Source organism: Sphingomonas azotifigens NBRC 15497 (assembly GCF_002091475.1).
In the GTDB taxonomy this organism is placed as follows: domain Bacteria; phylum Pseudomonadota; class Alphaproteobacteria; order Sphingomonadales; family Sphingomonadaceae; genus Sphingomonas; species Sphingomonas azotifigens.
Genome location: NZ_BCTR01000021.1, coordinates 50,369 through 68,511, shown reverse-complemented (window position 1 = coordinate 68,511; position 18,143 = coordinate 50,369). Strand labels below are relative to the sequence as shown.

Sequence of the window (18,143 nt, the reverse complement as noted above, 5' to 3'; positions counted from 1 at the left end):
GAATCCATTGGCTTCACCGGCTCGGCTCCTGCCGCGGACCCTGAGGCGAATGGATCCCGGCTTTCGCCGGGATGACAGCGAGGAGAGGCGGAGGCGATGCCGGTCGACCCCGCCCCTCTCGACAATCAGAAGGTCGCGACCTTGACCATGAACCGCACGTTGCGGCCGGGCTGGACCACCAGGTCCTTGTTGAGCGAGGCGGCGTTGCGCTGCACTTCGTCGGTCAGGTTCTGGCCGATAATCGCGAACTCGATTCCCGGCTGCGACTTGAACGGCCGCCAGGCGATCTGCGCGTTCAGGTTGTTGTAGCCGGGCGTCTCGGTGTCGAAGGCGCCGAACTTGGTCTGCTTGCCGGCATGGGTGAACTGCACCGAGGCATCCCAGATCGGGCTCAGCCAGTTGACGCCGCCGCCCAGGCGATAGGGCGGGATGCGCGGTACGTTGCCGCCATTGTCCAGCGTCGCGCGGGTATAGTCGGCCAGCGCGGTCAGCTGCAGCGTGCTGTCCTGCGCATGGAGCAGGTCGTAGCTCGCCTTGCCTTCGAGCCCGCGGAAATGCGCGCCTTGCTGGCGATAGTTGAGCTCCTTCAGGTCGCCGTCGCCGCCGATCGCGCAGGTGCCGTCGTCGTCGCAGGTGCGGCCGGTCAGGTCGCCATAGATATAGTTGTCGAACCAGGTCGAATAGGCGCTGCCGTCGAAGTGGAAGCGATCGAGGTTCACCCGCACCGTCGCCTCGACCGAGTTGGCCCGCTCGATCTTGAGGTTGGGATCGCCGGTCTCGAAGGTGTTGGGACCGTCATGTCCCCCACGCGCGAACAGCTCGGTGATCGCCGGCGCACGGCCGGTGCTCGATCCGGTGAAGCCGAGCTTCACATGGCTGCCGACATCGAGCAGCGCGCCGATCGCGCCGCTCACCGGCGTGAAGTCGCGGGCGGTGTAGACGTTGGAGGCCGGCGTGCCCTCCTCGCGGACATGCTCGACGCGGCCGCTCGCCTGGAGGTGGAGGATGTCGGTCAGCGGCACCTCGGTGAACAGGTACGCCGCCTCGCTCTGGGTGGTGGTGGGGAACAGGTAGCTGCTGTCCTGCCCGATCGCCGAGAACTTGCGGTTCTGCACCTCGAAGCCGATTGCCGAATTGCGGATCGGGCCCAGCGGGTTCAGCAGGAATTCGAGGTGGCCGTCGAACTCCTTGTTGCGGAAGGTCGTGTCGATCGTGCCGTCCGGCTCCTTCTCGTCATGCGTGTAATCGGCATAGCTCGCATCGAGGTTGATCGTCTTGAGCGGGCCAGCGTTCACCGCAAACACGTCGCGCGACATCACCTTGGTCTGGCGCATGTCGATATAGGTGGTGTCGCTGGGGATGCCGTACTTCGAGTTGTACTGGCTGATCGACAGGCCGACATGGCTCGCATCGTCGCCGCCGAAGAAATAGGAACCGCCGACCGAGCCGCCATGGCCGCGGAAGAAGCTGTTCTGCTGGGTGCCGAGCGGCGTGTCGTAATTGCCGGCATCGCGGTAGAAGCCGTCGGCATGGAGCGCGACCGAGCCGAGCTTGGCATCGACCAGCGCGCCGCCTTCGCCGACGTTCGAGACCGTGCCGTAGCTGCCGACCGCTTCACCGGACAGGGCTTCCTTCGGCAGGGACATCGGCACGCGGTTGTTGATCACGTTGACGACGCCGCCGATCGCCTGGCTGCCATAGCGCAGCGTGCCGGCGCCGCGGACGACCTCGATGCTCTGCGCGGCGAAGGGATCGACCGGCATGCCGTGATCGGGGCCGATATCGGACACGTCCGAGCTGCTCGCGCCATTCTCGAGGATGCGGACGCGCGTCGCGTCCATGCCGCGGATGATCGGGCGGCTGGCACCGCTGGCGAAGCTGGTCGCGGCGATGCCGGGCTCCTGCGCCAGCGCGTCGCTGATGCTGGCGCCGCCCGTGCGCAGGATCTGGTCGCGGTCGACATGGGTGACGATGGTCGGCACCTCGTCGCTGGCAACGGCATAGGGCGCGGCGGTGACGATGATGGTGTTCTTGTCGTTGGCCTGCTGCGGATCGGGATCGGCAAAGGCATGGGGGACGAACGCGACGATCGCGGCGCCGGCGAGAAGGGCAGTACGCATGAAAGGAAACTCCGTGAACCTGGGGGCACGCGCCGGCAGGCCGGCGGTGCGTATCGTTGATCAGGCGGTGCGGAGTGCAGGGGGCGCGCGGCTGCGCCAGGCATGCGAGCGGCGCAGATGCGCGGCGGGGTCGGCGACAAGCGGCTGGTGCCAGGCAATGGCGGGCGCGGGAAGCGCCAGCGCCGGACCGGCGGCAGCGAGATAGGCGCCCGCCATCGCGCCTTCGGCGCAGAGCGGGCAATCCTGGTCGTCGCCGCTGTGCTTCGGCGCGTGGCTGGCATGGGGAGTCGCGCTCCAGCCGGCCGGGTCATGCACATGCGCCCGCACGATCCCCGCCTGCCAGCACAGCGCGAACGCCAGCAGCAGCGCCGGCAGCAGCCGGACAAGGAGACCAGGAACGCGGAAACAGCGCATTCGCGTTGCCGTATCGCAGCATTGCGAATGTGGCAATATATCATCGAGGCTAAAGCGTGGCGATGTCGATCCGGCGGTCGGCGAGCGCCAGGGGGGCGTGCCGATGGGAAACGAGGACCAGCCCGGTGCCGGTCGCATCCAGCCAGCCGCGCAGGCGGGCGACCAGTTCCGCCTCGGTCGCAGCGTCGAGGCCCTCGCTCGGCTCGTCGAGCAGCAGCCACGGCCGCCGGGCAAGCAGCGCGCGAGCGAGCGACAGCCGCTTGCGCTCGCCGCCGGACAGCGTGCCGCCGGCTTCTGCGATCGGCGTATCCAGCCCGGCGGGCATCGCGGCGACGGTCGTGTCGAGGCACGCGGTGTGGAGCGCTGCCAGCATCTCGGTTTCGGTGATGCCGGGGCGGGCGACGCGCAGATTGTCGCCGATTGATCCAGCGATCAGTACCGCGCTTTGCGGCGCGAGGGCCGATTGGCGGCGCAGTGCGTCGGCGGTGCAGCGCGCGAGCGGCGTGTCGCCCAGGGCGAGCGGGTGGACCGGCATGCGCAGTCCGGCCAGCGCCTCGATCAGCCGCGTCTTGCCGGTGCCCGATGCGCCGGTGATGGCGACGCGGGCGCCGGGGGCGAGCTGCTCCGCGCCGAGGGTGATCGGCAGCGGAGTCGCTGCCGTGTTGGGGGACGGGGCAAGATCGCCGGGCAGCGCCGACAGCGTCGCCAGCCGGGCAAGCCCCTGTTCGACGCTCGCCTGGCGCAGCGCGGTGCGGGCAAAGGCGGCCATCGCCTCCACCGAGGCGGCGGCGGCGAGCAGTGCCAGCGCGCGGATCGGCGCGGCGCCTTCGCTCAGCGCGAACACCAACGCGGCGGCGAGCGTGCCGTAGAAGGCGAGCAGGCCCGCCACCACGCCGTCGCCGCGCGCCAGCGCCGCCCGGGCGCGGTCGAGCGGCCGCGCGAGCTCGGCGATCGTGTCGGCCACCCGCGGGGCGAGGCCATAGGCGATGATCTCGGGCCGGGCGGCGGCATAGTCGACGAACGCGGTGCGCAGCGCCCCCAGCGCCTCGGCGGCGTCGGCGGCGGGGCGCGTGGTCAGGCGGCGCGCGGCGAGGGTGAGCAGCGGCGGCAGCGCGGCCAGCAGGATGGCGAGCGCCAGCGCGGCTTTCCAACCGGCAAGTGCGACCAGCGCGACCGCGAAGCACGCGGCGGCGAGGCTGGCGGGGCGGCTCGGCCGGCGGACGACGAGATCCTCCAGCGCCTCGATGTCGCCGATCAGCCGCGCGCTGGCGTCGCCGCCGGCGAGGTCGGGTGCGGTGCGGCTGTCCTGCGCGGCGAGCTTGCCGAACAGGCGGCCGCGCAGGTCCGCCATCGCGGTGAGCGCGGCCTGGTGCGACAGCAGTCGCTCGCCGTAGCGGCCGCCGGTGCGCAGGATCGCGAGCCCGCGGATCGCGGCGCTGGGGATCAGGTAGTTGAATGCGGCAACCGCTGCCGCGCCGCTTGCGCCTGCGATCGCGGCGCCGGTGAGAAACCAGCCCGATAGCGCGAGCAGCAGGATCGCCGCGAGCCCGGCGAGGGTCGCGCAGGCAAGCGCCTGGCGCAGCGTCCGCCGTTCGGGGGCGGCGAGGGGGAAGGGGTTCACAGCGTCACCTCGGCATCGGCGGCGGCGACCAGGTAGGGATCATGGGTGGCGACGATCACCGCGCGTTCCGCCGCGACGGCGCGGAGCAGCGCGATGATCGACGCGGCGCTGGCATGGTCGAGATCGGCGGTGGGTTCGTCGGCGAGCAGCAGCGGGCGATCGGCGAGCAGCGCGCGGGCGAGGCCGAGGCGGCGACGCTCGCCGCCGGAAAGGCCGGAGCCGCGATGGTCGAGGACCAGGTCGAGGCTAGCGTCGCGTCGGGCGAGCATCGGGCCGAGGCCGACACGGTCGATCGCGGCGAGCAGGTCGGCATCGGTGGCGTGCGGGGCGGCGAGGGCGAGGTTGTCGCGCAGCGTACCGGGCAGGATCAGCGGGTGCTGCGCCGCCCAGGCGATGGGGCTGTGGTCGGGGACGGCGGCTATTCCCCCCTCCCGCCTGCGGGAGGGGATGGGGGAGGGTGCGACGTGGGGGGCTGGCCCCGACGACGTCGCCCGCTCGCCCGACTCACCCTCCCCTAGCCCCTCCCGCAAGCGGGAGGGGAACGCAGCGGGGAGGGCGCCGGGCGCTTCTTCCGGCGACAGGAAGTGCAGGCTGCCCGCGCTGGGTACGATCTGCCCCGCGATCGTCGCCAGCAGGCTGGTCTTGCCGCTCCCGGTTGGGCCGGTGAGTGCCACGAGCCCCGCCGTCCCGATCGACACGTCGACCGGGCCGATCGTCCGCCCCGGCCAGGCGATCACCAGCTCCTTCGCCGCCACGCCCGCGAACACCTCCGGCGCGGCAGCGGGCGGCGCCACTTCCGGCACCGCCGCAATCGCCGTCTTTGCCGCCTCGCCAAGCTGCTTGTCGTGGTACGCCGCCGCCAGCCGCCGCATCGGCAGGTAGAATTCCGGCGCCATCGCCAGCGCGAAGAACGCCTCGCGCAGCGTCAGTGTCTCCGGGTTCGGGAAGGGGAGGAGCCCCAGCAGGCTGAACCCGCAATAGACCGCGACCAGCGCCACCGCGAGCGCCGAGAAGAACTCGAGCACCGCGCTCGACAGGAAGGCGACGCGCAGCACCTCGACCGTGCGTGCGGCCACCTCGCGGGTGGCGAGGCCCACCTGCCGCGCGATGCGCTCCTCCGCGCCGAAATGGCGCAGGATCGGCAGGGTGCGGACGCGATCGACGAACAGGTCGGACAGTTCGCCCAGCGCCGCTAGCTGGCGTTCGGAGGCGCGCTTGGCGGCCGTCCCCGCGAGAATCATGCCGAAGATGAAGGGGACGAGCGTCCCGAGCAGGATCCCTGCCGCGATCAGGCTCGCGCAGGCAATGATCCCCACTGCCACCAGCGGCGCGGCTGCCGCCGCCATCCGGGCGGGGACGAAGCGCGTCTCATAGCCTTCGATCGTCGCGACATGGTCGATCGCCAGCACCGCCGATTGCCCGCTCGACGGCGCCGCGCCGCTGCCGAGCAGCCGTTCGACCAGGCTGCGGCGGAGCGGCGCGGTGCTCGCCTGCGCGCCGCGCACGGCCAGGACCGGGACGCCCCAGGCGGTGCCGGCACGCACCAGCCCGCCGCCGAGCATCGCCGCAAGCGCTGCCGCCGGCATCGGGTGCCCGTTCGCCGCTGCAGCAACGCCGTCGGCGATGCCCCAGGCAAACAGCGCGGCGCCGCCCAAGTCGATGATCCAGGCGAGCCCGGCCTGTTTTTGAAGAGCCATATGAGACAATTTGTACAAGCGATTTCGGCACTGCAACGGAATAGGGGATATCCCGCATAGGCGCAGCCGACCCCAACGCCTAGGCCCCAGATCACCGGCTCTTTGCTGAGGACACAACTATGGATATGGCAGTCGTAGAGCTGTCGCGCCTGCAATTCGCGCTGACAGCGATGTACCACTTCCTGTTCGTGCCGCTGACGCTGGGCCTTTCCTTTATCCTCGTGATCATGGAAAGCGTCTATGTCGTCACCGATCGCCCGATCTGGAGGGACATCACCCGTTTCTGGGCCAAGCTATTTGGCATCAACTTCGTCCTCGGGGTCGCAACCGGGCTGACGATGGAATTCGAATTCGGGACCAACTGGTCCTATTACTCGCACTATGTGGGCGACATCTTCGGGGCGCCGCTGGCGATCGAAGGCCTGATGGCCTTCTTCCTCGAAGCAACCTTTGTCGGCCTGATGTTCTTCGGCTGGGATCGCCTGTCGAAGCGCCAGCATCTGATGGTCACCTTCCTCACCGCGCTCGGCACCAACCTGTCGGCGCTGTGGATCCTGGTCGCCAATGGCTGGATGCAGCACCCCGCGGGTGCGGCATTCAACGCCGACACGATGCGCATGGAAGTCACCGACTTCGCGGCGGTGATCTTCAACCCCGTCGCCCAGGCGAAGTTCGTCCACACGGTGAGCGCCGGCTATGTCTGCGCCAGCCTTTTCGTGCTCGGCATCTCGGCCTATTATCTGCTGCGTGGCCGGCACCTGGAACTCGCCAAGCGCAGCTTCGCGGTCGCCGCGGCGTTCGGCCTCGCGGCCTCGCTGTCGGTCGTCGTGCTCGGTGACGAGAGCGGCTATGCGCTGACCGACAACCAGAAGATGAAGCTCGCCGCGATCGAGGCCGAATGGCACACCGAAGCGGCGCCCGCGGGCATCACCGTCGTCGGCTTCCCCTCGAACCAGGGTCGCGAGACGCTGTTCCAGGTGAAGGTGCCCTATGTGCTCGGCCTGATCGGGACGCGTAGCCTGACCGGCCAGGTGGAAGGCATCTATCCGCTGGTGGGCAAGGCCCGGCTGCGGATCGAGAACGGCCTCACCGCCTATGACGCGTTGCAGACGCTGAAGACCGATCACAAGAACGTCGCCGCGCGCGCCAAGTTCGAAGCGACCAAGGGTGATCTGGGCTATGCCCTGCTGCTGAAGCGTTGGGTCGCCGATCCGCGCCAGGCCAATGAAGCGCAGAAGGACCGGGCCGCCTGGTCGACCGTTCCCAACGTGCCGGCCGTGTTCTGGCTGTTCCGCGGCATGGCGGGTCTCGGCTTCTTCTTCATCGCCTTCTTCGCTGCCGCGCTCTACTACGCCAATTCGCGCCGCTTCCACCGCAAGTGGTTCCTGCGCGCGGCGATGTGGGCCATCCCGCTGCCCTGGCTCGCCATCGAGTTCGGCTGGGTCGTCGCCGAAGTGGGCCGTCAGCCCTGGGCGGTCGACGGTGTGCTGCCGACCTTCCTGGCAACCTCGAGCCTGACCGTTCCGGCGCTGTGGACCACGATCATCGGCTTCACCGCGCTGTACGGCGTGATGGCGGTGATCGAGTTCCGCCTGATGCTGGCGGCGATCAAGCACGGGCCCGAGACCTACGAGCCCTGGCAACCCCGCCACGACCCTGTGCCGACCGCACCCGAGCCGCGGCCGCTCCACGCCGTTCCTGCGGAATGAGCGCGAGCAAGGAGAAAGAACATGTCCATCCCGCTCGATTATGAGATCCTGCGCCTCATCTGGTGGGCGCTGCTGGGAGTGCTGCTGATCGGCTTCGCGCTGACCGACGGCTTCGACCTGGGAACGGCAGCGCTGCTGCCGTTCGTGGGCCGCACCGATGAAGAGCGCCGCATGGTGATCAACACCGTCGGCCCGACCTGGGAAGGCAACCAGGTGTGGTTCATCCTGGGCGGCGGCGCCATCTTTGCCGCCTGGCCGTTCGTCTATGCGGTCAGCTTCTCGGGCTTCTACCTCGCGATGTTCCTGGTGCTGTCGGCGCTGATCCTGCGTCCGGTCGGCTTCAAATACCGCTCCAAGCACGCCGATGCCGGCTGGCGTGCGCGCTGGGACTGGGCGCTGTTCGTCGGCGGCTTCGTGCCCGCGCTGGTGTTCGGCGTCGCGGTGGGCAATGTGCTGCTCGGCGCGCCCTTCCGCCTCGATAGCGACCTTCGCTCCTTCTACGAAGGCACGCTGCTCGGCCTGTTCACCCCGTTCAGCCTCGTTGCCGGCCTGCTCTCGGTCGCGATGCTGGTGCTGCACGGCGCCGGCTGGCTGAGCCTGAAGGCCGAAGGCAAGGTGGTGGAGCGCGCACAGCGTTTCGGCACCGTGGCGGCGATCCTCGCGGTCGTCCTGTTCGCGGTGGGTGGCGCCTTCGTTGCCTATGGCGACATGGGCTATCGCCTCGCCGGCATCGCCGATGCCAACGGCCCGTCCAATCCGCACCTGCTCGGCGCGGTGAAGGCGCCGGGCGCATGGCTGGACAATTACGGCAAGTACCCGTGGATGCTGATCGCTCCGGCGCTCGGCTTCCTCGGCCCGGTGCTGGCGCTGATCGGCATCCGCAGCCGCAGCGGCACGCTGGTGTTCGCGGGCTCGTCGATCGCCAATGTCGGCATCATTGCCACCGTCGGCCTGTCGATGTTCCCGTTCATCCTGCCGAGCTCGATCGATCCGGTCTCCAGCCTCACTGCCTGGAACGCCTCGTCGAGCCACCTCACGCTGTTCATCATGCTGGTCTGCGTGCTGATCTTCCTGCCGATCGTGCTGGCCTACACCGCCTGGGTCTACAAGGTGATGTTCGGCCGGGTGACGCCGGAAGAGCTGCAGCTCAACCCCGACCTCTACTGAGGAGTACGACCCATGTGGTATTTCGCCTGGATCCTCGGAACCTGCCTGGCCGTATCGGTCGCCGTGCTCAACGGCATCTGGCACGAGTTCCACTCCGATCCCGCAACGGACCTCACTGTTCTCGACTGACAGCCAACGGGGCGGCCGCATGGCGGCTGCCCCGTTCCTTTCGAAAGGGCGGGCGCTCCTGCGGGGAGTGTCCGCCCTTTTCGCGTGGCTACATCGGTTCGCCGGCGGCGCGGCGCTCGAAGATGGCGGCAAGCTCCAGATGGAGCCGCTTGTGGCGCTCATTGGGCGCACGGCTGGCACGCTCGCGCTCCTGCTCGGCGCGAAACCGGAAGTGATTCGCAAGCGGGGCCTGGTTCGGCGTGGTCATCGACCCGGTCTCGTTTCTCGCAACTGATTGCATTGACACCATTGTCGTGGCTGCCGCGGCCGCGGACCATTCCGTAGAAGTCACGGTATGTACCGCTACGGGACTGGTCGCTCTGCGCTTGACCGGCGCGGAACGGCGGATGTCCGATGAGTCCCGGCGACGCAGGGACCAAACCGGAACCTGCTCCGCGCCGCCACCGTTTGGGGGGCTTGTGCCAATCGCGCGGGAGCAAGTCTTGGAACGGGTAGTTGCGGATCTTCCCGGCTGGCTGACGAGCATCGTGTTGATCGCCGCCGCGATCCTCGTCGCGCTGCTAGTCCATCGATTCGCCCTCATCGTCGCCCGGCGCGCGGCGGCGCATACCAAGGGGCAGCTGGACGATATCGTGATCCGGAGGCTTGGCAGGCCGGCGCGCTGGCTGCTGGTCGCGATCGCCCTGTCGTTCGTGCAGCCGGGGCTGGACCTGGGCGCGAGCGGCACCCGCGCCTGGGCGCAGGCGGCGGGCCTGCTGGTGCCCGGCCTGATCGGCTGGATGCTGGTAGCCCTGCTCGGTGTGGTGTTCGACTGGGTGCTGCTGCGTGCCGACATCAGTGTGGCGGACAATCTGCGCGCGCGACGGCGGCGGACGCGCGCCTCGATCCTCCACCGCATCATCGTGTTCGTTGTGCTGGCGATCACCTTCTGCCTGATGCTGATGAGCATCCCCAGCGTGCGCAGCATCGGCGTGACGCTGATCGCCTCGGCCGGCCTCGCCGCGCTGGCGGTGGGCGCCGCCGCCCAGCCCGCGCTCAAGAACCTGATCGCCGGCATCCAGATGGCGTTCTCCGAGCCGATCCGGCTCGACGACGTCGTCATCATCGAAGGCGAGTGGGGGCGGATCGAGGATATCCGCCTGACCTATGTCGTCGTGAAGATCTGGGACGAACGCCGGCTGGTGGTGCCCGTCTCCAAGTTTCTCGAGAACAGCTTCCAGAACTGGACGCGCGAGACCAGCCAGCTGCTCGGCAGCGTGTTCTGGTACCTCGATCCCGCCGCCGACATTCCCCGGCTGCGCGCCAAGCTGGAGGAACTGGTCAGGGCCAATCCGCGCTGGGACGGCCGCTTCTGCAACCTGCAGGTGACCGACACCAAGCCCGAGGCGATCGAGGTGCGCGGGCTGATGACGGCCAAGGATGCCTCTACCGCCTTCGACCTGCGCTGCGACATCCGCGAAGGGCTGCTCGCCTATATCCGGCAGGAGATGCCCGAGGCGCTGGTCCGCACCCGCGGGCTGCTCGACTTCACGCCTCGACCGGAAGCCGCGTCTCCGTCTCCATCGGGACGCTCCTGAGCTCGTCGGTGAACTTCTTGAGCCACCACATCACGTCTTGTTCGTCGACGCCTGCCTTTAGCGCCTGCCAGCGCTCGATCCGCTCCTCCAGCGGCATGTTGAGCGCCTGGCAGATCGCGTCGGAGACTTCCTCGGCGCTATAGGGGTTCACCAGCAGCGCCTGCTCCATTTGCGCGGCGGCGCCGGCGAACTTGGAGAGGATCAGCACGCCCGGATCCTTGGGATCCTGCGCCGCGACATATTCCTTGGCGACAAGATTCATGCCGTCGCGCAAGGGAGTAACGAGGCCGATCTTGGCGGCGCGGTACACGCCCGCCAGCACATCGCGCGGATAGCCCTGGTTGACATAGCGCAGCGGCACCCAATCGAGATCGGCATGCGCGCCGTTGATCTTGCCCGACAGACCCTCCAGCGTGTTGCGGATGCGCTGATAGGTCTCGACGCTCGCCCGCGAGGGCGGCGCGATCTGGAGCAGGAACACTTCCTTGCGCTGCTCGGGGTAGGTGGTGAGGAAGCGCTCATAGCCGAGGAACCGCTCCTCCAGCCCCTTCGAGTAATCGAGCCGATCGACGCCGACGATCAGCGCGCGGCCCACCGAGCTGGTGCGCATCTGCTCGTACGTCTCGCGGGCGGAGTCGCTCTCCGCCAGCGCCGCGAATTCCTTGGCGTCGATGCCGATCGGGCAGGCGACCAGCTTCACGCTCTTCAGGCCGATGCGCAGCACGCCGTCGGGCTGCACCACCGCTTCCATCTCGGCGCGGGCGAAGTCGATGAACGATTCCATCCATTCCTGGGTGTGGAAGCCGATCACGTCATAGGCGAACAGCGTCTCGATCAGCTCATGCGCCTTGGGCAGGCTGGAGAGCAGGCGACGCGGTGGCCAGGGGATGTGGAGGAAGAAGCCGATGCGGTTCTTGCAGCCCCGGCGGCGCAGCTCCTGGCCGAGCGGGAACATGTGGTAGTCCTGCACCCACACCACATCGTCGGGCTCGATCAGCGGCCGCACGGTCTCGGCGAAGCGCTCGTTGACGCGCTGATAGCCGCCCGCAAAGCCGCGCTCATACTCGGCCAGGTCGATCCGGTAGTGGAACAGCGGCCACAGCGTACGGTTCGCATAGCCGTTATAATATTCGTCGATGTCCTGCTCTTCGAGGTCGACCGTGGCGGTGGTAACCCCCTGGTTGCGCTGCATGCTGATCTGGCCGGTAAACTGGTCGGTCTGCTCGCCGGACCAGCCGAACCAGATGCCGCCATTTTCGCGCAGCGCCGCGGCGAGCGCGACGGCGAGTCCGCCCTGCGCCCCCGAAGTGGAGCCGGTGGGCGCGGAAACGCGGTTCGAGATGACGATAAGGCGGCTCAACGGATCGAACTCCAGGGCTTGCTCAGCAGGACGGCGCAGTTGATCATGCCGACCAGCGAGTAGGTCTGGGGATAATTGCCCCACAATTCCCCGGTGACGGGGTCGATATCCTCGGAGAGCAGGCCGGCGGCGGTGCGCCTGCCCAGCATCTCTTCGAACAAGGCGCGCGCCTCATCGGTACGGCCGGTGATGTGCAGCGCTTCGATCAACCAGAACGTACAGAAGTTGAACGCGGTTTCGGGCAGGCCGAAATCATCCTCGGTATCGTAGCGCAGCATGGTCGAGCCGCGGCGCAGGCCTTGCTCCACCGCCTTGAGCGTCGAGACGAAGCGGGGATCGTCGGGCGTCAGGAAGCGCATCTCCAGCAGCTGGAGCAGGCTGGCGTCGAGATCGTCGCCCGAGAAGGTGGCGGAGAAGCGGTCCGTCTCCGCGCGCCACGCCTTGTCGAAGATCGTCGTGCGGATCGTGTCGGCGCGGTGCTGCCAGAAGTCGCGGCGCTCGGGCAGGTTCAGCACATGCGCGGCGTTGGCGAGCCGGTCGCACGCCGCCCAGCACATCGCCACCGAATAGGTGTGGACGCTCTGGCGGGTACGCAGCTCCCACAGGCCCGCATCGGGGGAATCGTGATACTGCCAGGCGCGCTCGCCGACGCGCTCCAGCGATTCGAAATCCTCGACACTGGCGATGCGATACAGCCGCTGGTCGAAAAAGGCCTGCACGTTGGACAGGACGATCTGGCCATAGGCGTCGTGCTGGACCTGCTCATAGGCCTGGTTGCCGACACGCACCGGTCCCATGCCGCGATAGCCGGCCAGGTCGGGCGCCTCGCGCTCCTCCAGCGTCGCTTCGCCGAGCACGCCATAGAGCGGCTGGATATGGCCGCCGCGCGGCTCGGCCCGGGCATCGTCGACGATGTTGCGGAGATAGCCGAGATAGGTCTCCAGCACGTCGAGCGCGCCGAGCCGGTTGAGCGCCTGCACCGTGTAATAGGCGTCGCGGATCCAGCAGTAGCGATAGTCCCAGTTGCGCTGCGAGCCGGCATGCTCCGGGATCGAGGTAGTGAGCGCCGCCACGATCGCGCCGGTTTCCTCGTGCTGGCAGAGCTTAAGCGTGATGGCGGAGCGGATCACCACCTCCTGCCATTCGAGCGGGATGGCGAGGCCGCGCACCCAATGCTGCCACTCGGCGATGGTGTTGAGCAGCATGTCGTCGACCGTCTCGGCGACGTCGCCGCTGAAGCTTTCGTCGGGGCCGAGGAAAAAGTGCAACGGCTTCTCGACGCGAAACACGCGCTCTTCCTCCACCATGCCGACCGGCGCGGTGGTGGTGAGGCGGAGCGTCATCGGCTCGACTAGGTAGCGCAGATGGTTGGAGCCGCCGATCCGCGTCTTGCAGCCCTTGCCCCAGCCGCAGGTGGGGCGCAGCTTCACCCGGATGCGCGGGCTTCCCGCCACCGGCTTGACGATCCGCGCGAAGGAAACCGGGCGATAGACGCGGCCGAGGCGGGCGAAGCGGGGGCAGAAATCGGTGACTTCGATCGCGTTGCCGGCGGCATCGGTGTGCCGGCTGACCAGGATCGGGGTGTTGCGCAGATAGCGCTGCTCGACCGAGACCACGCCTTCGAGCGCGATGTCCCAATAGCCGGAATCGGGCTCCTCGCCGCCGACGAGGGCGGAGAAGAGCGGATCGCCGTCGACGCGGGGCACGCAGCCCCAGACGAAGCGTCCGGCGCGATCGATCAGCGCGCTGACCTGGCAGTTGCCGATCGGCCAGAGGTCGAGCGTGGTCATGCATGGACTCCGGTTGCAGCCGCCAGCCAGGCGAGCACGCCCGATACGTCGTCGATGCGGTAGCGCGCGTCGGTGGGGCGGGGATCACCGACCAGCACGCCGGCGCCGCCGAGCAGCGCGACGGCGGAGAAGCCCGGCTCGTCGGTCACGTCGTCGCCGAGGAAGACGGGGCGGCCCGGGGCGAAGCGCGGATCGGCCATCAGCGTGCGGATCGCGCTGCCCTTGTCGCCGCCCGCGGTGCGGACCTCGACCATCATCTTGCCGTGCTGCAGGTACAGGCCGTGCTCAGCCGCCAGCCGTTCGCCCAGCGCCATGGCCTTGGGTTCGAGCGCGGGGTTCAGTCGATAATGGACGGCGGCGCCCAGCGGCTTGTCTTCGAGGATCGCGCCATCGTTGCTCTCGGTGAAGGCGCGCATCGCGGCCAGCGCCGCGATCAGCCCGGCGGGGCGCTCGGCCTGTTCGCGGCGACCGTCGGACCAGCGGAACTCCATGCCATGGCTGCCAACGACCGAGGGAGAGTGATCGCCGAACAGCGCCGCCAGATCGCCAGCGGGCCGGCCGCTGACCAGCGCCAGCCGGCCGTCGAGCTTTTCCTCCAGCGCGCCGATCAGGTCGACCAGCACGGGGGCGACCACGACGCCATCGGGGCGGTCGGCGAGTTCGACCAATGTCCCGTCGAAATCGAGGAACAGGCTGGCAGAATCGAGCAGATCCGCCGGGGGCGGCATCAGCAGAACGGGGTCCCGGTCGGGCATGCAACTCCTCATCGGGGCGCCAGGAAGGGGCGCCCGCCACAGGATCGTTACGCGCGCGGGACCGATCCGTTCCCCGCCTCGTCGGATTCATGCTGCACCTGCGCAGTACCGAAGCGCAGCGACAGGCCGTGATAGAGGCGTTCCTTGGAGACGATCTGCGCGGTGAAGTCGGCGATCAGCGCGGCGGCGAGCAGCGGCAGCATCAGCCCGCGGCTGGCGGTGGTCTCGGCGATGATGATGACGGCGGTCAGCGGCGCGCGGACCACGCCGGTGAAATAGGCGACCATGCCGAGCAGCACGATCGTTCCGCCCGGCGCGGTCGGGAACATGGGCCGCACGAGGTCGCCGACGCCTGCGCCTACCGAGAGCGAGGGCGCGAAGATGCCGCCGGGGATGCCCGCGATGGCAGTGGCGAGCGTCGTCGTGAACTTGGCGGGGGCATACCACCAGGGGATGGCGCCGTTGGTGATCGCGCTGCGGGCGGCGTCATAGCCGGTGCCCCAGGTGAGCCCGGTCGTCACGCCCAGCACCGCGACGACCAGCCCGCAGGCGGCTGCGAAGGCGAGCTTGTGGCGGCGAACGGCGACCAGCGGCCGCCAGTCCGATCCGCCCGCCGCGAGCATCAGCCGCGCGAACAGCCCGCCGGCGAGGCCGCCCACCACGCCCGCGACGGGCGCGGCAAGGATCGCCTGGCGCAGCGGCAGCGTGTCGCGCATCACGCCGAAATAGACATAGTCGCCGGCGATGCCGAGGCTGGTCATTCCCGCGATCAGCACCGCCGCCATCACCAGCACCGCCATGCGCTGCTCATAGGCGGCGGCGAGTTCCTCGATGGCGAAGGCTACCCCGGCGAGCGGCGTGTTGAACGCCGCCGCGACGCCGGCTGCGCCGCCGGCGATGAACACCGAGGCGCGGATCGGCACCCGGGCGAGGCGGTGCGCATAGCCCATGATCGAGGCGGCGACCTGCACCGTCGGCCCCTCGCGGCCCGTGGAGGCGCCGACCAGCACCGCGCCGATGGTGAGGATCAGCTTGAACACCACGGTCTTCGCCGAGGTGAGGCTGTTCATCGCGTCGTCGGGGTCGCGCGTCGCTGCCATCACCTGCGGGATGCCCGAGCCCACGGCATCGGGCGCAAAGCGGCGGGTGGCCCAGGCGAACAGCGCGAAGCCGGCGGGGGTGAGGAGCAGGGGCAGCCACCACCAGGTCTTTTCGAGGCTGGTAAACCGGCGCGCGGCCCAGTCGGCGGCTTCCGCGAAACCGAAGGCGACGACGCCGACGACGATCGCACCGCCCAGAAAGGCGACGCGGCGCCGCCAGGTCTGCGCGGTGGGGCCATGCCGGCGCACGATCGCGCGGACGCGGCGGGTGGTCCGGTGGTGGTCCATGCACTCCCTCAGCCTGCCCCCCGGCGCGGGTGCTGTAGCGGGGCGGGGAGGGGAGCGCCAGCCTTGATCCTCCCACAAAGGTGGGGGCTCGCCACATGCGTTCCCCTCCCGCTTGCGGGAGGGGTTAGGGGAGGGGAGGAAACCTTACGGCGCTTCTACCACGTCAGTCCCTCCCCCGACCCCTCCCGCAAGCGGGAGGGGAGCGACGTCACACGAACGCGGGCATCCCCGGCAGCAGCTTGTCCAGCGTCACCGGATAGTCGCGCACCCGCACCCCGCAGGCATTGTGGATGGCGTTCGCCACCGCAGCGCCGACGCCGCACAGGCCCAGCTCGCCCACGCCCTTCGCCTTCATCGGCGACGTCGTGGGGTCGGTCTCGTCGAGGAAGATCACGTCCTGGTGCGGAATGTCGGCATGGACCGGCACCTCGTACCCGGCGAGGTCGTGGTTGACGAAGAAGCCGAAGCGCTTGTCGACCGCGAGGTCCTCCATCAGCGCCGAGCCGACGCCCATCGTCATCGCCCCGATCACCTGGCTGCGCGCCGACTTCGGGTTGAGGATCCGCCCCGCCGCGCACACCGCCAGCATCCGCCGCACCCGCACCTCGGCCGTGGCGGCATCCACCGCGACCTCAACGAAATGCGCGCCGAAGGTGGACTGCTGGTACTTCTTGGCGAGGTCGCCATAGTCCATATGGTCCTCGGCGACGAGCTCGCCGCCCTTGGCCGCATCGGCCAGCGCGACGCTACGGTTGCCCGCACGGACCTTGCCGTCCTCGAACACCACATCGGCCGAGTTGAAGCCGAGCGCCGCGGTCACCTTGTCGCGCAGCATCGCGCAGGCGGCATAGACGCCCGCCGTCGAGCTGTTGGCGCCCCATTGCCCGCCCGAGCCCGCCGAGGCCGGGAAGCTGGAATCGCCCAGCCGCACCACGACCGTATCGAGCGGCACGCCCATCATCTCCGCCGCGGTCTGGGCGATGATGGTGTAGGTGCCGGTGCCGATATCGGTCATGTCGGTCTCGACCGTGACCACGCCCTTGCCGTCGAGCCGCACCCGCGCGCCGGACTTGCCGTTGAGGTTGTTGCGGAACGCGGCGGCCATGCCCATGCCGATCAGCCAGCGCCCCTCGCGGATCGCCCCCGGCGCCTTGGCGCGCTTCGCCCAGCCGAACTTGTCCGCGCCGATCCGCATGCACTGGATCAGCTGGCGCTGCGAGAAGGGGCGGTTGGCGGCTTCGGGATCGACCTGGGTGTCGTTGAGCGCGCGGAATTCCACCGGGTCCATCCCCAGCTTCTCGGCCATCTCGTCCATCGCGATTTCGAGCGCCATCAGCCCCGGCGCCTCGCCCGGCGCGCGCATCGCATTGCCCTCGGGCAGGTCGAGCACCGCCAGCCGCATCGCGGTCAGCCGGTTCTCGCCGGCATAGAGCAGGCGGGTCTGGCTCACCGCCGTCTCGGGGCCGCCGCCCGGCAGGTCGCCCGACCAGCTCTCATGGCCGATCGCGGTGATCTTGCCGTCCTTGCTGGTGCCGATACGGATGCGCTGGATCGTCGCCGGACGGTGCGTGGTATTGTTGGCGATCAGCGGGCGCTGAAGCGACACCTTGACCGGCCGCCCCGCTGCTTTGGCGCCGAGCGCCGCGAGGATCGCATCGGTGCGCACGAACAGCTTGCCGCCGAATCCGCCGCCGACGAAGGGCGACATCAGCCGCACCTTGTCCTCGGGCAGGCCCAGCGTGCGCGCCACGTCGCCCTTGCCCCAGTTGATCATCTGGTTCGAGGTCCAGAGCAGCAGCTGGTCGCCGTCCCATTTGGCGGTGGAGGCGTGCGGCTCCATCATCGCGTGCGAATGGTCCGGCGTGGTGTAGCGCGCGTCGAGCTGCACCGGCGCGCTGGCAAACGCACCCTCGAAATTACCGACCTTGCTCTCGGCCGGGCCGCCGAACCCTTCCTTGGGCAGCGTGGCACTTGCCATCTCGGCTTCGAGATCGAACCGGCCCTTGCCGCGCGCATAGTCGACGCGGATCAGCGAGGAGGCGGCGCGGGCCTGCTCGAAGGTCTCGGCCACCACCAGCGCGATCGCCTGGTGATAATGCTCGATCTCGGGCCCGCCGAGCAGGTTGGCGGTGTTGAAATTGCCCTTGGTCAGCTTGCCGGCATTCTCGGCGGTGACGATCGCGAGCACGCCCGGCGCTGCCTTGGCGGCGCTGAGGTCCATGCCGGTGATCCGGCCCTTGGCGATCGCCGCGCCGAGCACATAGCCATAGGCCGCGCCCGGCGCGACATCGTGCCGCTCATAGGCATAGGGCGCGCGGCCGGTGGTCTTGAGCGGGCCGTCGATGCGGTCGGTGGGCTTGCCGACGACCTTGAGGCGGTCGATCGGGTTGGTCGTGGCGGGGGTATCGAACTTCAT

Annotated in this window: 14 protein-coding genes; 4 read left to right on the top strand and 10 right to left on the bottom strand. The window is 69.0% G+C overall.

Going from position 1 to position 18,143, the window contains the following annotated elements:
- Positions 1-125: 125 nt before the first annotated feature.
- Genes SAZ01S_RS09175 through SAZ01S_RS09160 form a run of 4 tightly spaced genes read right to left on the bottom strand, consistent with a single transcriptional unit; the run spans position 126 to position 5,852 of the window.
- Positions 126-2,120: a TonB-dependent receptor gene (locus SAZ01S_RS09175; RefSeq protein ID WP_084581970.1), complete on the bottom strand. Its 1,995-nt coding sequence runs from the start codon at positions 2,118-2,120 to the stop codon at positions 126-128.
- Positions 2,121-2,180: 60 nt separating this feature from the next.
- Entirely contained in the window at positions 2,181-2,534 is a 354-nt protein-coding gene (locus SAZ01S_RS09170; protein WP_084581969.1) for a hypothetical protein, read from the bottom strand.
- 49 nt (positions 2,535-2,583) lie between these two features.
- A complete protein-coding gene (locus SAZ01S_RS09165) occupies positions 2,584-4,155 on the bottom strand; it encodes an ATP-binding cassette domain-containing protein (protein WP_084581968.1) in 1,572 nt (523 codons plus the stop codon).
- Positions 4,152-5,852, bottom strand: coding sequence for an ABC transporter ATP-binding protein/permease (locus SAZ01S_RS09160; RefSeq protein WP_084581967.1), 1,701 nt, complete (start codon positions 5,850-5,852; stop codon positions 4,152-4,154). Before SAZ01S_RS09160 ends, SAZ01S_RS09165 begins: the two co-directional genes overlap by 4 nt.
- Positions 5,853-5,971: 119 nt before the next feature.
- Here SAZ01S_RS09160 and SAZ01S_RS09155 point away from each other — a divergent pair, with 119 nt between their 5' ends.
- From SAZ01S_RS09155 to cydX, 3 genes are read left to right on the top strand one after another with little or no spacing between them, the layout of a single operon-like run.
- A complete protein-coding gene (locus tag SAZ01S_RS09155) occupies positions 5,972-7,561 on the top strand; it encodes a cytochrome ubiquinol oxidase subunit I (RefSeq protein ID WP_084581966.1) in 1,590 nt (529 codons plus the stop codon).
- Positions 7,562-7,582: 21 nt separating this feature from the next.
- Positions 7,583-8,728, top strand: coding sequence for a cytochrome d ubiquinol oxidase subunit II (gene cydB / locus SAZ01S_RS09150; protein ID WP_084581965.1), 1,146 nt, complete (start codon positions 7,583-7,585; stop codon positions 8,726-8,728).
- A 12-nt stretch (positions 8,729-8,740) separates the two neighbouring features.
- Positions 8,741-8,857 carry a cytochrome bd-I oxidase subunit CydX gene (gene cydX, locus SAZ01S_RS09145; protein ID WP_084581964.1) on the top strand — a complete coding sequence of 39 codons (117 nt, stop codon included), beginning with the start codon at positions 8,741-8,743 and terminating at the stop codon, positions 8,855-8,857.
- A gap of 88 nt (positions 8,858-8,945) precedes the next feature.
- Here cydX and SAZ01S_RS24000 read toward each other — a convergent pair whose 3' ends face one another.
- Entirely contained in the window at positions 8,946-9,104 is a 159-nt protein-coding gene (locus SAZ01S_RS24000; RefSeq protein WP_167693121.1) for a hypothetical protein, read from the bottom strand.
- A 235-nt stretch (positions 9,105-9,339) separates the two neighbouring features.
- Here SAZ01S_RS24000 and SAZ01S_RS09140 point away from each other — a divergent pair, with 235 nt between their 5' ends.
- Complete coding sequence (locus tag SAZ01S_RS09140) at positions 9,340-10,434, top strand: mechanosensitive ion channel family protein (RefSeq protein WP_084581963.1); 1,095 nt, start codon at positions 9,340-9,342, stop codon at positions 10,432-10,434.
- Here the strand turns inward: SAZ01S_RS09140 and SAZ01S_RS09135 are convergent.
- From SAZ01S_RS09135 to paoC, 5 genes are all read right to left on the bottom strand, one after another.
- Positions 10,385-11,794: an alpha,alpha-trehalose-phosphate synthase (UDP-forming) gene (locus tag SAZ01S_RS09135; RefSeq protein ID WP_084581962.1), complete on the bottom strand. Its 1,410-nt coding sequence runs from the start codon at positions 11,792-11,794 to the stop codon at positions 10,385-10,387. The two genes, SAZ01S_RS09140 and SAZ01S_RS09135, sit on opposite strands and share 50 nt — an antisense overlap.
- Complete coding sequence (locus SAZ01S_RS09130; protein ID WP_084581961.1) at positions 11,791-13,584, bottom strand: glycoside hydrolase family 15 protein; 1,794 nt, start codon at positions 13,582-13,584, stop codon at positions 11,791-11,793. The genes SAZ01S_RS09135 and SAZ01S_RS09130 overlap by 4 nt, the downstream gene beginning before the upstream one ends.
- Complete coding sequence (gene otsB, locus SAZ01S_RS09125) at positions 13,581-14,339, bottom strand: trehalose-phosphatase (protein ID WP_084581960.1); 759 nt, start codon at positions 14,337-14,339, stop codon at positions 13,581-13,583. The genes SAZ01S_RS09130 and otsB overlap by 4 nt, the downstream gene beginning before the upstream one ends.
- A 47-nt stretch (positions 14,340-14,386) precedes the next feature.
- Positions 14,387-15,727, bottom strand: a complete 1,341-nt coding sequence (locus tag SAZ01S_RS09120; protein WP_084581959.1) for a chloride channel protein — start codon at positions 15,725-15,727, stop codon at positions 14,387-14,389.
- Between the two features lie 208 nt (positions 15,728-15,935).
- Positions 15,936-18,143, bottom strand: a complete 2,208-nt coding sequence (gene paoC / locus SAZ01S_RS09115) for an aldehyde oxidoreductase molybdenum-binding subunit PaoC (RefSeq protein ID WP_084581958.1) — start codon at positions 18,141-18,143, stop codon at positions 15,936-15,938.